The 14,129-nt window shown below is 40.0% G+C and carries 15 protein-coding genes and 1 rRNA gene; all 16 read right to left on the bottom strand.

From position 1 onward, the window contains the following. Nucleotides 1-490: ribosomal RNA gene (locus tag VPHSUH08_RS07075) — 16S ribosomal RNA — on the bottom strand; the annotation flags it as partial. 463 nt (nucleotides 491-953) lie between these two features. After that, nucleotides 954-2,129, bottom strand: a complete 1,176-nt coding sequence (locus VPHSUH08_RS07070) for an MFS transporter (RefSeq protein WP_004698471.1) — start codon at nucleotides 2,127-2,129, stop codon at nucleotides 954-956. 231 nt (nucleotides 2,130-2,360) lie between these two features. After that, on the bottom strand, nucleotides 2,361-3,254 hold the full coding sequence (gene secF / locus VPHSUH08_RS07065) for a protein translocase subunit SecF (RefSeq protein WP_004695602.1): 894 nt from the start codon (nucleotides 3,252-3,254) through the stop codon (nucleotides 2,361-2,363). Next, a complete protein-coding gene (gene secD / locus VPHSUH08_RS07060; RefSeq protein ID WP_105087075.1) occupies nucleotides 3,251-4,525 on the bottom strand; it encodes a protein translocase subunit SecD in 1,275 nt (424 codons plus the stop codon). Before secD ends, secF begins: the two co-directional genes overlap by 4 nt. A gap of 18 nt (nucleotides 4,526-4,543) precedes the next feature. Further along, entirely contained in the window at nucleotides 4,544-5,110 is a 567-nt protein-coding gene (locus VPHSUH08_RS07055) for a 5-formyltetrahydrofolate cyclo-ligase (protein ID WP_105087074.1), read from the bottom strand. Then, complete coding sequence (gene yajC / locus VPHSUH08_RS07050) at nucleotides 5,110-5,400, bottom strand: preprotein translocase subunit YajC (protein ID WP_105087073.1); 291 nt, start codon at nucleotides 5,398-5,400, stop codon at nucleotides 5,110-5,112. Before yajC ends, VPHSUH08_RS07055 begins: the two co-directional genes overlap by 1 nt. A gap of 77 nt (nucleotides 5,401-5,477) precedes the next feature. After that, on the bottom strand, nucleotides 5,478-6,593 hold the full coding sequence (gene tgt / locus VPHSUH08_RS07045; RefSeq protein ID WP_105087072.1) for a tRNA guanosine(34) transglycosylase Tgt: 1,116 nt from the start codon (nucleotides 6,591-6,593) through the stop codon (nucleotides 5,478-5,480). 8 nt (nucleotides 6,594-6,601) lie between these two features. Then, complete coding sequence (gene queA, locus VPHSUH08_RS07040) at nucleotides 6,602-7,627, bottom strand: tRNA preQ1(34) S-adenosylmethionine ribosyltransferase-isomerase QueA (protein ID WP_105087071.1); 1,026 nt, start codon at nucleotides 7,625-7,627, stop codon at nucleotides 6,602-6,604. Between the two features lie 11 nt (nucleotides 7,628-7,638). Then, entirely contained in the window at nucleotides 7,639-9,429 is a 1,791-nt protein-coding gene (locus VPHSUH08_RS07035) for a SpoIID/LytB domain-containing protein (RefSeq protein WP_004698497.1), read from the bottom strand. A 2-nt stretch (nucleotides 9,430-9,431) separates the two neighbouring features. Next, nucleotides 9,432-10,436 carry a Holliday junction branch migration DNA helicase RuvB gene (gene ruvB, locus VPHSUH08_RS07030; protein WP_004695590.1) on the bottom strand — a complete coding sequence of 335 codons (1,005 nt, stop codon included), beginning with the start codon at nucleotides 10,434-10,436 and terminating at the stop codon, nucleotides 9,432-9,434. Nucleotides 10,437-10,438: 2 nt separating this feature from the next. Then, entirely contained in the window at nucleotides 10,439-11,047 is a 609-nt protein-coding gene (ruvA, locus tag VPHSUH08_RS07025) for a Holliday junction branch migration protein RuvA (RefSeq protein ID WP_105087070.1), read from the bottom strand. Further along, nucleotides 11,047-11,541, bottom strand: a complete 495-nt coding sequence (gene ruvC / locus VPHSUH08_RS07020; RefSeq protein ID WP_004695586.1) for a crossover junction endodeoxyribonuclease RuvC — start codon at nucleotides 11,539-11,541, stop codon at nucleotides 11,047-11,049. Before ruvC ends, ruvA begins: the two co-directional genes overlap by 1 nt. A 203-nt stretch (nucleotides 11,542-11,744) precedes the next feature. Then, a complete protein-coding gene (locus tag VPHSUH08_RS07015; protein ID WP_004698429.1) occupies nucleotides 11,745-12,482 on the bottom strand; it encodes a YebC/PmpR family DNA-binding transcriptional regulator in 738 nt (245 codons plus the stop codon). 9 nt (nucleotides 12,483-12,491) lie between these two features. Beyond that, entirely contained in the window at nucleotides 12,492-13,064 is a 573-nt protein-coding gene (locus VPHSUH08_RS07010) for an RNA methyltransferase (protein ID WP_024060983.1), read from the bottom strand. A gap of 58 nt (nucleotides 13,065-13,122) precedes the next feature. Beyond that, nucleotides 13,123-13,683: a hypothetical protein gene (locus VPHSUH08_RS07005; protein ID WP_024060984.1), complete on the bottom strand. Its 561-nt coding sequence runs from the start codon at nucleotides 13,681-13,683 to the stop codon at nucleotides 13,123-13,125. Between the two features lie 11 nt (nucleotides 13,684-13,694). Beyond that, nucleotides 13,695-14,126 carry a DUF350 domain-containing protein gene (locus tag VPHSUH08_RS07000; protein WP_105087069.1) on the bottom strand — a complete coding sequence of 144 codons (432 nt, stop codon included), beginning with the start codon at nucleotides 14,124-14,126 and terminating at the stop codon, nucleotides 13,695-13,697. Nucleotides 14,127-14,129: the final 3 nt, after the last annotated feature.

Genomic DNA, 14,129 nt, shown 5'->3' with positions numbered 1-14,129 from the left:
ACTATTCGCAAGAAGGCCTTTCGTCCCGATTAACAGAGCTTTACAACCCGAAGGCCGTCATCACTCACGCGGCGTTGCTCCGTCAGACTTTCGTCCATTGCGGAAGATTCCCCACTGCTGCCTCCCGTAGGAGTCTGGGCCGTGTCTCAGTCCCAATGTGGCCGTTCATCCTCTCAGACCGGCTACTGATCATCGCCTTGGTGGGCCGTTACCCCTCCAACTAGCTAATCAGACGCAATCCCCTCCTTCAGTGATAGCTTACATGTAGAGGCCACCTTTCATCTATCCTCGATGCCGAGGTTAGATCGTATGCGGTATTAGCAGTCGTTTCCAACTGTTGTCCCCCTCTGAAGGGCAGGTTGATTACGCGTTACTCACCCGTTCGCCACTAAGATTGATAGAAGCAAGCTTCCATCGCTCTTCGTTCGACTTGCATGTGTTAAGCACGCCGCCAGCGTTCGTCCTGAGCCAGGATCAAACTCTCCAAGATATCTTGAAGCTATTTGAATAGCTCATTCGTTTTGTTGTCGCTACATTGAAGTAGCTTTGAATTATGGTTGGTTTTGACTATGTCAAAACCCGCACTCTGGCATATGTTCAATCGTTATGATTGATTACCTATCATTGTTCAGTTTTCAAAGATCTGTACCAGTCTACACACTCTTTCTTCGAAGTGTTTCATCAACTGGCGACTTGATTATTCTATCAAGTCCAGCTCATTCCGTCAAGTGCTTTTTTTTAACTTCTAAGAAGTTTTTCATACTTATTATTTGAGCTGTGTCCTAATGACTTGTATAAGTATAGCATAAATATAATAAACGTCAATATATAAAATTGTTACCCCAAAAATTTCATCTTGCTTTCATTATTTTTATTGCATCCTATACATAATATCTCATTAGAAGCCATTTTAACTTGTTAAATATTTATTTACCCAATTTTACCTTAAACAACTATAGTTCTAAAGGAGTATATCTTTTTACCCATATATGATACAAAATAAGTGCTATCACCATAACCAATGCAGTGAACATATATAAATATTGATAGCCCCACGCACTAGCTAATAATGCAAGTATAACTGATCCAGCACCAACACTTATATCTAATGCTAAAAAATATGTTGCTGTTGATACACCCGCACGCTCAATAGGAGCTGATTGTATAGCCAGCGCTTGGAATGCAGGTTGTGCTGCACCATAGCCTAACCCCAACAACGGAGCGGTGAATAGAATAGCTAATGGGGTTATAGCTAATCCCAATACAAATAAGCCTAGTATAAATAATCCTAATCCTGTATAGATAATAATTTTTGAACCATATCGAGCATATATTTTTCCTACTATAGGTCGACTAATAATAATCATCAACGCAAAAATAGCAAAGAAAGCACTACCCCATATTCCTGCCCCCATGCTATTAAGTTCTATGGGTATAAAAACTAAAACACCAGAATAAGTAAAACCAATAAATAAGCCCATTAAAGCCCAAGGTAAACTTTTATTTTCTATAAACTGGGAAATATGCCAACCTTTATATTTTGATTGTTTAGGTACTGCTAACTCCTTTGATAGGGGAATAATATTACTTAAGACCATAGCCAATCCAGTCATAACCGTTAAAAATATGTACAATGCCATACTACCGTATGACGACAAAGCATATAAGCCGATAGCAGGTCCTAATACCATTGCTATATTTGAAAAGATAGCAAACATATTAACTCCCTCACCTTTTCGACTAGGAGGTAATACTAATACTGCTAGAGTAGCCATTACAGTTGTTCCAAGGGCAAACACAACACCATGTAACCCACGTAATACGAAAACAGCCTCTAAGGATGTAGTAAAATTAAATAATCCCATAATAATGAAAAACAAGGCTGTTGATATTAATAGAACAATACGCTTATTAAAACCATCTATTAATCGCCCTGCAAAAACCCTACATAAAATTGTACCAATTTGGAAATATGTCATCGCTAAGCCCGCATCAAGATCGCTGCCAGCCAGCTCAGACGTGATTACGATTGGCAATGCCGCTACAAGAACATATTGAGTCATATATAAAATACCACTACTAATACCATAATTAGTAAAAGCAGGGCTCCATAATCTATTTGAATCCATATTTGTATCTCCTTTTGTATCGTGTCACCTAGCCATTTTACGCCTCTATCTTATAGAATTCAAGAACAAGCCTTTTAAAATTTTATATAGTTAAAAATGACTGTTATTTGTAAAATACCTATACCATTTTACATAATAAAAGATAGCAAAATAAAAGAACCTCTCTAAAAATAAATCCAAAGAGGTTCTTATACTTTAATCATTAACACAATAATAATAATTTATAACTTATTATTGATTACGTACGTCATTTTTATTACGGCTCTTCCACATAACCCACAAGGATGTAGCTACACAGATAGAGGAGTACGCACCACTAGCAAAACCGATGATCATGCAAAGGGCAAAGTTCTTTGTAGTGTCCCCACCGAATAGATAAAGGGATACACAAGCGAACATAACGGTAGCCAATGTATAGAAACTACGGTGAATACTTTGTGTAATAGACGCATTCGCCAAATCTGCAAATGTATCAGAACGTTTATGTGTATGCGTATTTTCACGAACACGGTCAAAGATAACTACAGATTCATTCATGGAGTAACCTACAACCGTAAGAATGGCAGCTAAGAAGGATGCATCAATTTCTAGTTGGAAATAAGAGAAAACACCAAGAACCATAATCAAGTCATGGAAAATGGCAACTAACGCAGAAATGGCAACCTTATATTCAAAACGATAAGAAATATATAGAGCTAATGCTGCAAATGCTATAACAAGATTCAATAACGCATGTTCTGTAACTTCAGAACCAATTACAGCACCTACAGTTTCAATACGTTTAACTGTATTGTTACCAATAGATTTAGTCAAAGAATCAACAACAGCGGCACTTTCACTAGACTCGAGATTACGTGTACGAATCATTACGTCTTCGCCCGCTGTATCACCAGTAGTATCACCGGAAAGCTGAATTTGTGCATTTTCAAGATTATATTCTTTTAGAACGTCACGAACTTGACTAACCTCTACAGGTTGATCAAATACAACTTCAACAATCGTACCACCAGTATAATCAATACCAAAGTTAAACCCTTTAGTAAATATGGAAATTAAGCTGATTATAACAAGTGTGGAGGAAATAGCAAACCACCAACGATGATGTTTAATTACGTCTAATGTCATTTGCGTTTACCTCCTTTCAAAGATTTAGGTGCAAATGCGTCAGCACTTGTGCTCGGAGAAATATTCGCACCAAACCAGAATGGATGGTTTGTAAAGTTACAATCGATTAATAAGCGCAATAAGAAATGGCTCACAGTAATCGCAGTGAACATACTTACCACAACACCTACGCCTAAGCTGATAGCGAAGCCTTTTACAGGACCAGATCCTAAAATAGTTAAGATACCAGCTGTAATGATAACGGATACGTTTGCATCAGTAATTGTGGATAACGCACGGCTAAAACCTGCTTCCATAGCAACCCGCATAGATTTACCGGAAAATACCTCTTCCTTGAAACGTTCAAAGATTAGAATATTCGCATCTACCGCAACACCCATGGATAAGATAATACCAGCAATACCTGGCAATGTCATAGTCGCATTAAAGCCCTTGCCCAACACGAGTAATAAGAGCATAACATATACAAGTAACGCTATATTAGCTACGATGCCAGAAAAACGATATAAAATAACCAAGAAAATCATGATCATTGCAATACCGGCACTGAAGGCTACAACAGATTTATCCTTGGAGTCTTGACCCAAAGAAGGACCAACTGTACGCACTTCTAATACATTAATTTTAACAGGTAATGCACCGGAACGTAATAAAATAGCTAAGTCTTTAGCTTCTTCTAAACTTTGACTACCAGAGATAGTGGCTTTACCACCTGTAATTGCTTGTTGTACTACAGGATTAGTCAATTCTTTACCATCCAATGTAATGGCAATACGACGACCAATATTTTTAGATGTTAAATCAGCGAATTTCTTAGCCCCTTCATCGCTTAATTCAATAGCAACGAGTGGTTGTTTATTTTGACCTAACTCTTCTTTCGCATCTTTTAAATCATCACCAGTCATAACGGTTTGACCTTGGTCGTTTTTAAATTCCAAGACCGCTGTTTTACCGATACGTTTAATCGCTTCGTCAGGATCTTTTACACCTGGCAATTCAATGATAATACGACGAGCCCCTTCACGTTGTACCAATGGTTCAGACAAACCCATTTCATTAATACGACGCTCTAAGATTTGCTTTGCCCGTTCTACTGCATCATTGTCAGCTGTACCAGTCGCAGAATCTTCTGCTTCCAATACAATATGCGTACCACCTTGTAAATCAAGGCCTTGTTTCAAAGAACCTGCTAAAGGTTGAATACAATACGCAAAGGTACCAATGATGACAGCAATGACTACTAAAAACTTGATAATAGCTTTACCGTTCAAAATAGTTGCTCCCTTCTGCTATACACAATGTATAACGCCTTGCTCTGTCACGATTTTACTCATCCGTTGGTCTAGCTCATCCATCGGGATTAGTGTATCCCATAATTGTACCGCCCAACATACGCCCATAAATGTACTTGGTAAAAGTTCCTTGAGAAATCGATCATAATACCCATTCCCCATCCCCATACGACCACCATGACGGTCAAAGCCAGCACCAGGCACTAAAATCAAATCCAAGTCATGTGGATCAATAATATCATATGGCTCAGAGGGAATGCGTATATTTAACACACCCCGAGTAATAGATTCTAGAGACTTAAGACGAACTGCAATCATAGTCGTCTTATCGGTACATACTGGAACGTATACGGATTTACCATGTTCTAAAGCATGACGAATCACATCGTCTAAATCGGCCTCTTTGGGCATCGCCAAATAGGCCATAATATTTTTTGCCGATGTATACTCAGGACTATTGACGATTTGATTCGTCAACATCGGCGTCCACTGCCTACAATCAGCAACGGATAAAGCAGCGCGCTGAGACTTACACGCCTGGCGCACTGCTTCCTTTGTATTCATTATTTTTCTTCCTTATTTTTCTTAGACAGTACGTTAGCAACTGCTGTACGAGCAAATGTTAATTCAACTTTTTCAGATACTTGTACTTTGACTTTTTCGTCATCAAGTTCAACAATTTCGCCGTAAATACCACCAATAGTAACAATTTTTTGGCCTTTTTTTAAGCTACCTAACAAGTTAGCGCGCTCTTTTTGTTGTTTCTTTTGTGGACGCCACAATAAAAAATAAAAAATCACTACCATTAACAAAATAGGCCAGCTAGTTTGCAAGATTTGTTGAATATCTCCCATGTTATCCTCCTAGATTAATAAATATGTATTTCTTTTCTAGTATAGCCACCTAATATAAATTTGACTAGACTTAATTACTATTTTTTAAAGCTATCCCAGAATTGCATTCTAAATTGTGGGAACCGATCTTCTAGAATAGATTGTCTCATTTGACGCATAAACTCTAACAAGAAGTAGAGATTATGATACGTTACAAGGCGCAATGCCAAAATTTCTTCTGCCTTATATAAGTGACGAATATATGCACGGGAATAATTTTTACATGTATAACATTGGCACCCTTCTTCTAACGGCCCCCAATCATGAGCAAATTGAGCATTTCGAATATTAAGACGACCATTCCAGGTCATGGCCATCCCATTTCTAGCAACACGAGTTGGATATACACAATCAAACATATCAACTCCACGTGCAATACCTTCTACAAGACAGTCCGCAGTACCAACCCCCATTAAATAGCGAGCTTTATTTGTCGGTAATAATGGGGTTGTATATTCGAGGATTTCATTCATTAAATCATGAGGTTCCCCTACGGATAAACCACCGACACTATACCCTTCAAAGTCCATGGCTACTAACTCTTCCGCACTTTGTTTACGCAAGTCTTTATACATGCCGCCTTGAACAATGCCAAACATACCTTGACGGTCATGAGCCTTACGAGCCTCTTGGCAACGATGAGCCCAACGCGTGGTACGCGCCGTAGAGCGTTTCGCATAATCATGATCCGCGGGATACGGAATACATTCGTCAAAGGCCATCGCAATATCAGAACCTAATTGTTCTTGTACCTTTGTGGCAACTTCTGGAGATAAAAACTGTTTTGATCCATCAATGTGGGATCTAAATGTAACACCATCCTCAGTAATTTTGCGCATATCGCCTAAACTAAATACTTGGAATCCACCACTATCAGTAAGAATCGCTTGATCCCAATTCATAAATTTATGTAGGCCCCCAGCCTCTTCTATAAGCTCCGGCCCTGGGCGAAGAAATAAATGATAGGTATTACTCAAGATAACTTGAGAACCCATAGCCTTTAGTTCTTCTGGTGTCATAGTTTTAACTGTCGCTTGCGTGCCTACAGGCATAAACATAGGTGTTTGGAAGGTACCATGTGGTGTATGCAATAAACCTGCACGTGCCCCCGTATGAGGACATGTCTTTTGTAATTCATAAGTAATACTTGGCATAATCCCTCCTAACGAATAAACATAGCGTCGCCAAAGCTAAAGAAGCGATAACGTTCTCGAACAGCTTCTTCGTAGGCCGCTAAACAATGTTCACGACCGGCTAATGCACTAATCAACATTAACAATGTAGATTGAGGCAAATGGAAATTCGTTACCAATGCATCAATCATCTTAAATTTATAACCAGGATAGATAAAGATTTGAGTCCATCCACTAATACCTTGTAGTATACCGTCATCATTCGTAGCAGACTCGAGTGTACGTACAGATGTAGTACCTACCGCAATAATACGGCGTCCGTTTCTCTTAGCTGCATTAATACGGTCAGCGGTTTCTTGAGATACAACGAAGAACTCACTATGCATCTCATGATCTTCAATAGTCTCTGCCGATACAGGTCTAAAGGTACCCAATCCAACGTGCAAGGTTACAAACTCAAGCTCCACGCCTTTAGCTTTTATTTTTTCTAATAGCTCAGGTGTAAAGTGAAGTCCTGCAGTTGGTGCCGCAGCAGAGCCTTTCTCCTTAGCATATACCGTTTGATAACGGTCTTTATCTTCTAACTTTTCATGAATGTATGGAGGTAATGGCATTTCACCAATTTCTTGAATCACATCATCAAACACACCGTTGCATGTGAACTGAATGATACGGCCTCCAAAATTTGTTTTATCTATAATAACTCCACTTAGGCGGTCATCAAACTCTATAACTTGCCCGATAGGACATTTTTTCCCCGGTTTAACAAGGCATTCCCATCGATTTTCACCACATGGTGTGAGTAGAAGTACCTCCACCTTGCCACCAGAACCTTGACGATGTCCATATAATCTCGCAGGGATAACCTTCGTATTATTAAATACAAGCACATCTCCTTCATGGAGTTCTTCTAGCAAATCATAAAAATGCCCTTTATGTTTAACTTCACCACTTACCTTATCTAAGGTTAAAAGCCGTGCTGTATCACGAGGTTCTACAGGATGCTGAGCAATCAGTTCCTCTGGCAATTCATAATCAAAATCTGTAACTTTCATCGTAATCCTTATTAGTACATTTTCTTCAATGTAATGCCACTATAGTAGTGACGCAAAATAGTTTGGTAATAATTTATATCTCCAGGATTAGCACGCTTTGCCATTTCCGCAGCGCCCCATTGAGACATACCAAGGCCATGACCCCAACCGTGGCCTTTAATATAAATAGTATCATTCTTGCCAGTAAAGCTATGATATGCCTTTCCCGTGCCTTTAGCAGGGTTGTGATTTACATAGAAATCAAATAGTGTAGATTTTAAACCTAAAATACTACGCAATGCATCGCCATCTACAGTAGTTTTTCCAGAGGTACCTATGAAAGTAGCACTCTTTATACGACCTGATACACCGCGGTCCGATGTTTGTTGCCCAGGCTTACCAAGAGGAGTCAACTGAATGCTCTTCAATTTACCTACCCCTTTACTTGCCGCATTAAGTTTACTTTCAAGAGCTTGACGAGAGGTAGTAACAGTCCAATTCGATGTAGATGTACCAGTACTAAAGTCTTTTACCCCTTTCAAGTATGGCACATCACTTCCCCAAACATTTACACTATCCTCTGTATAGCCACCGCCATCAGAATGGAATAAGGCATTAATAGGACGTTGATCATAAAGCATAACTACGCCTTTAGTTTTATTTACTGCATTTGTGGTAGCTTGAGATTCACCACTCACACCACTATAAACTTGATGATCCGTGGAATTACTCACATCGTAGAATTTACCTTTATTTTGTTCCATCGTATGAAGAGCATAAGTACGAGCTGCTACGGCTTGTGCCTCTAATGCAGCAGCCGGCCAAGACGGTACTACCTCTTGTGGGACAACACCATACAGGTAATCCTCAAGGGGCACAGAATTAATGACCATCATGGTTCCATTATTGGCACGTAATGTTAAACCGCCACGATAACCTTTACCTTCGAACAAGAATGGTGCATCACCATTCGCAGGCTTCAATGTAACCACACTATCAATAGCCTTTCCATTTACAGCAATCTTGCCGCCGCGAACGCCAATAGATGTACCACGATTAGCACTGATTGTGCTAACTTGACCATTACCGCTGTTCAATACAACCATATTAGCTGTAGATGTAACAGTAGCATCGGAGCTACGACTACCTAGTAGAACACGTACATTTGGCATGTTTTCTTTACGTTCTGTAGCAGGCGTCACTACGGAGCCCACTTTGTTGCGAGTAATAACTGCTGTATTGGCTTGAATGCTATTCACATCCGTTGTTTTTACTACCTTTTTAGTAGCTGTTTTTTCAGTAGCTCTTTTTTGTGCTACAGGTTTATCACCAGTAACTGCAGGTTTAGTAGCTGGCTTTGCAGTAGCAGAAGCCGCAGGTTTTGTAGCCGTTGTAGCTTTACCTGTAGCAGCTGATTTCGTAGCTGTTGCATTAGTACTAGATTTCGCAGTACTAGTTGATTTTGTTGCACTAACTGGTTTAGCCATCGTTACCGGCTTTGTAGCTGTAGCAGGCTTTGCTACATTAACCGGTTTTGCACTAGGTTTAACCACCGTAGATGTAGCAGTTGACTTAGAAACCGTTTTAGTTGTTGCGACCGGCTTTGCAGCTGGTTTAGTAGCAAGTGGACGAAAACTAGATTTCTTCGTCGTATTTACTTTCGATACAGTTGTATTAGATACTGTTGATTTTGGCGTTGGCTTTTTCGTTACCACTGTACCTTTATTTTGCAGCGTCGCTCCATGTGCTATAGAAACACCGCCAATGTTTACACCTAAAAACAAAGTGGCCATTATCATCAATTGTAATCGTTTTGTTTTCATTGTTATTTCCCTGTCTGTGAAATACCTAAATGCTCATAGGCTAATTTAGTAGCTACCCTCCCACGCGGTGTGCGTCCTAAAAATCCTAATTGCATCAAATATGGTTCATACACATCTTCGATGGTATCTCTCTCTTCGCTGATGGCCGCCGCAATGGTATCAATCCCTACAGGACCGCCATCATATTTTTCAATAATACATTCCAACACACGTCGATCAATTCGATCAAGTCCCATTTTATCTACATATAAACGTTGTAATGCTTCGTCTGCAATTTCTTGAGTGATAACCCCATCACCAATGACTTGTGCAAAGTCGCGTACCCGTTTAAGCAGACGATTTGCGATACGCGGTGTTCCTCTTGAACGACGCGCAATTTCGCTTGCCCCAGTCGGTACAATACCAATATTAAGTATTTCTGCGGCTCGAGACACAATAAATTCTAACTCTGGCTGTTTATAATATTCCAACCGATTAATAATACCAAATCGATCCCGTAATGGTGCTGCCAAAGCACCCGCTCGAGTCGTGGCACCTACCAAAGTAAATTTTGGCAAGTCAATACGCACAGTTCGAGCACTTGGGCCCTTACCGATGATAATATCAATAGCATAGTCTTCCATAGCAGAGTACAACACTTCCTCTACACTACGAGACAAGCGATGAATTTCATCGATAAATAATACATCATGGTCGTCCAAATTTGTTAATATTGCAGCTAAGTCACCAGACTTTTCAATAGCCGGACCAGAAGTTATACGAAAATTAACACCCAATTCATTTGCAATAATCCCTGCTAATGTTGTCTTGCCAAGGCCTGGAGGCCCATAGAGCAGCACGTGATCCAATGCTTCCCCACGCTGTTTTGCAGCTTGAATATACACATTTAGATTACCTTTAGCCTCTTCTTGACCTACATACTCATTAAAAAGCTTAGGTCGAAGGCTATATTGCCATATATCCTCTTCGTGCTCGCCATTGCCGACAAGGCGTACTTCCTCATTCATCCTTATCGTCCTTTCCCAAGCTCAATTAAGCTGACTTTTATCAACTCAGATACATCACGCTTACCATCATCTAAAGACTCTACAATATCTGCTACATCCCGTTCCAAGTATCCTAAGGATACGAGGGCTTCAATAGCTTCTCCTGCAGCACCGTTTGCAGCAACGCCAATAGGCTGAATAGTCGCAGGTGATTCCGAAGAAATATGTGTCATCTTAGCGATTTTATCCTTTAACTCTAAAACAAGTCGCTCCGCAGACTTCTTACCAATGCCAGGTAACTTAGTTAATTGCTGTACCTGTCCATTGATAATCGCTAATTTGAAAGCCTCAGGTGTCATGCCTGACAAGATGCCAAGCCCCACCTTGGGCCCGATACCAGAAACAGAAATGAGGAGTATAAACAACTCATATTCTTCTTCCGTCCAAAAGCCATAAAGTTGCATCGCATCTTCTCGTACATTAAGATACGTGAATAGCGTCGCCTCATGGCCCTCTATCAGCTGTTGACGCGTAGTGGTCGGCACATATACGCGATACCCTACGCCATGTACATCAACATAGCACGATTCTTTAAAAAGATGTGTTACGATACCTCGCACATACCCTATCATTATACCAACCTCTTTAATCTATCATTGTGAGAACTATGAGCCGTACAGATAGCAACAGCTAATGCATCTGCCGTATCATCAGGCTTAATTTTCTCACGAATCCCCAAAATATTCATCGTCATATAAATGACCTGATTCTTATCAGCTTTACCATAACCTGTGACAGCTTGTTTAATTTGTAATGGTGTATATTCATAAATAGGAATCCGTTGTTGTTCAGCAGCCAATAAAATAACACCACGTGCTTGCCCTACCTTAATGGCTGTTGTTACATTGCGGTTAAAAAATAATTCCTCCACACCGAACTTATCAGGCCTATATTCCTCCAATAAATCACTAAGATCATTAAATAGAATTTCCAGTCGCTGTGAATCAGTTAATTCCTTAGGAGTTGTAATAGCCCCATAGGCTACTGGTGTTAGTTTGCTACCCTTCACGTCAATAATGCCGTACCCGCATATAGCCGTGCCTGGGTCAATTCCTATAATTCGCACCCCAACCCCCTTAGTTTAAAAATGAGATAAGCTACCGCCTACCTCCATTACATAATCTATTTTATTATAGCATAATTTCACATCGAAGTTCATGAATTCCCCTATGAATTATATATGAGACATATTAATTTTCTTAACATTAATAAATATCCGAGTTTAATTTCAATAGAAAAGGAGCACCCCATAGAGTGCCCCCTTTATTATTATTCTTCTTCATCGTCCGGCAAAATACCATTATGATATACGTTTTGTACATCATCAAGATCATCCAATACGTCAAGCATTTTCTGCATTTTCACAGCATCATCACCAGTCAACTCAATCGTTGTATCTGGAATCATCGTGATTTTAGCTACTACAGTTTCGATACCCGCATCAGCAAGCGCTGCTTCTACCGCATCAAAATCCTCTGGTGTTGTATAAATTTCAAATACATCATCTTCAGCCTTAAGGTCTTCTGCTCCAGCTTCAAGAGCCAGCATAGTTACCTCATCTTCATCATGACCTTCTTTATCGATAACAAATACGCCTTTAGATTTGAACATCCAGCCTACACAGCCGCTTTCACCAAGGTTACCACCTTGTTTAGAGAATGCATGGCGCACGTCTGCAGCAGCACGATTACGATTATCGGTCATCACCTCAACAGTAACGGCAACACCGGCAGGACCATAACCTTCGTATACGATTTCTTCATATGCATTCATGTCCGTAGCACCGATACCTTTGTCGATAGCACGTTGAATGTTATCCTTAGGGATATTATTTTCACGAGCTTTTTGCAAAGCCAATTTCAAACGCATATTACCAGTTGGATCTGCACCACCCATCCGTGCTGCAACGGTAATTTCACGACCGATTTTTGTAGCCAATTTAGCTTTTAATGCATCAGTTTTACCTTTTTTATGTTTAATATTTGCCCATTTAGAATGTCCTGACATAGACGCCTCCTATTTATTCCACCATGCTTCGCCCCGCAGCCGATCTAAGATGATTGATACGGCACTACGCACGGATAAATGATTGTATTCACCATGGCCATATATAGGTTCTAAAATATAGTCAAAGCTTTCCATCGTTTCTTTTGTCATACCATAACCGGTACCAAATAATACTAACACAGGGCGCCCCTCATTTTCAAGATGTTCACGCATCCGTGCATAGGAAATCGTATTATCATAGGTGCGAGCATCTGTTGTAGCTACAATCGGTCTCGTCCCTTCTATATCTTCAATTGTTCGCACCGCTACCGCAATTGAATTTACCAATTCCACACCTGTGAAAGCATCCTTGCGATCAGGATTATAAGTAGAGCCAAATCCAGATTTCCAATGTTCCATAATCGTACTTACCAACTCACGTTGAGCTGGAATATTATGAATGACAAAATATTTAGACACATCATAGGTAATAGATGCTCGTGCAATATCATGTATATCATAATTTGTAATAGCCGTCGTAATGACCTCTTTATGTTTATTCATAATAGGATAATGAACAAGTCCGATATATAAATTAGCCAATACTATATCTCCTAAATTCTAAACTAATCTTCATTAACATACATTGCCATCATATCCATTATGAAGCACTAGACCGTGCACCAGCACTACCAAATCCAGATTTCTGTCCTATGGAAGACGCCTTTTTGCTTCTATTGCGTTCATAACTTCTATAAAGGCTCCGCCCCATAGCGCTATGTACATTCGACCCTGATGCGGTATATACATAGGGCTCCTCATACGTTTGTAATGGTGCTGCTATGCGATATGTCATGGTTCGTCCATCCATGCGCGCAGTAGGTGGATTAAAACCGTGAAATATATAATATCCTGCAGCAATACTTGGTAAGAGCCCTGCTAGCCCCGCATCCCACACCAAATTGCCACTATTATCTCGGTGAAAGGTAACGGATCGATTATCGTCGTATAAGGCTGTTTCTTTACCATCACCATGATTTAATAAAGAATATCGGTTTCCTTGATTATCCTTTAATCGAACCTCTCCTTCATTGGCTTCTGGGTAAACCTTGTCGCACACAGCATAGGAGATATCATTCCAGTAGGAATATACACCTACAAGACCAGCAACGGCAGCGAAAGCACCTGTAAGGTATATGGTTTTCTTACTTGGCTTATACATAGAACACTCCCTTAGTGCACAGCACCGCTAATAACAAGGGCAAGACCTACGAAGATGCCAAACACAAGAATGCCTGCCGCTGTATTACCTCTCATGATTTCTTCGGATAATTTATATTTACGATGCCAAATATTTATAAACATATAGCCAGTAACAAATAATACAATACCAAGCACAGCATATACAACACTGGCTACGATACCATGTAACAAAGAAGTATCAGCTGTAGTCACGGCTGGTGACATAATAACAGCGCGCAAAATTTCACCGATACCGACAAATGATCCCGCTGAAAGCCACGCCACAGCACAGTTACCACGCTTAATTTCTTCACTAAATTTTCCAGGCACGAAGAAATCGATAACCGTATTCGCCGTTAACATCAGTATAATGCCAAAGCAAGCATAAAAAATTGTCAATAATACATCTGGTATATAAATCATAAT

Origin of the sequence: Veillonella sp. S13054-11 (assembly GCF_002959795.1) — a bacterium.
Classification (GTDB): domain Bacteria; phylum Bacillota; class Negativicutes; order Veillonellales; family Veillonellaceae; genus Veillonella; species Veillonella parvula_E.
The sequence above is the reverse complement of the archived record's forward strand: the minus strand, read 5'-3'. Positions and strand labels throughout refer to the sequence as shown.

What these genes read in the sequence shown, in the direction of transcription:
- VPHSUH08_RS07070 (WP_004698471.1), bottom strand. Translation starts at nt 2,129, where the DNA reads ATGGATTCAAATAGATTATGGAGCCCTGCTTTTACTAATTATGGTATT.
- secF (WP_004695602.1), bottom strand. Translation starts at nt 3,254, where the DNA reads ATGACATTAGACGTAATTAAACATCATCGTTGGTGGTTTGCTATTTCC.
- VPHSUH08_RS07055 (WP_105087074.1), bottom strand. Translation starts at nt 5,110, where the DNA reads ATGAATACAAAGGAAGCAGTGCGCCAGGCGTGTAAGTCTCAGCGCGCT.
- yajC (WP_105087073.1), bottom strand. Translation starts at nt 5,400, where the DNA reads ATGGGAGATATTCAACAAATCTTGCAAACTAGCTGGCCTATTTTGTTA.
- tgt (WP_105087072.1), bottom strand. Translation starts at nt 6,593, where the DNA reads ATGCCAAGTATTACTTATGAATTACAAAAGACATGTCCTCATACGGGG.
- queA (WP_105087071.1), bottom strand. Translation starts at nt 7,627, where the DNA reads ATGAAAGTTACAGATTTTGATTATGAATTGCCAGAGGAACTGATTGCT.
- VPHSUH08_RS07035 (WP_004698497.1), bottom strand. Translation starts at nt 9,429, where the DNA reads ATGAAAACAAAACGATTACAATTGATGATAATGGCCACTTTGTTTTTA.
- ruvB (WP_004695590.1), bottom strand. Translation starts at nt 10,436, where the DNA reads ATGAATGAGGAAGTACGCCTTGTCGGCAATGGCGAGCACGAAGAGGAT.
- ruvA (WP_105087070.1), bottom strand. Translation starts at nt 11,047, where the DNA reads ATGATAGGGTATGTGCGAGGTATCGTAACACATCTTTTTAAAGAATCG.
- VPHSUH08_RS07015 (WP_004698429.1), bottom strand. Translation starts at nt 12,482, where the DNA reads ATGTCAGGACATTCTAAATGGGCAAATATTAAACATAAAAAAGGTAAA.
- VPHSUH08_RS07005 (WP_024060984.1), bottom strand. Translation starts at nt 13,683, where the DNA reads ATGTATAAGCCAAGTAAGAAAACCATATACCTTACAGGTGCTTTCGCT.
- VPHSUH08_RS07000 (WP_105087069.1), bottom strand. Translation starts at nt 14,126, where the DNA reads ATGATTTATATACCAGATGTATTATTGACAATTTTTTATGCTTGCTTT.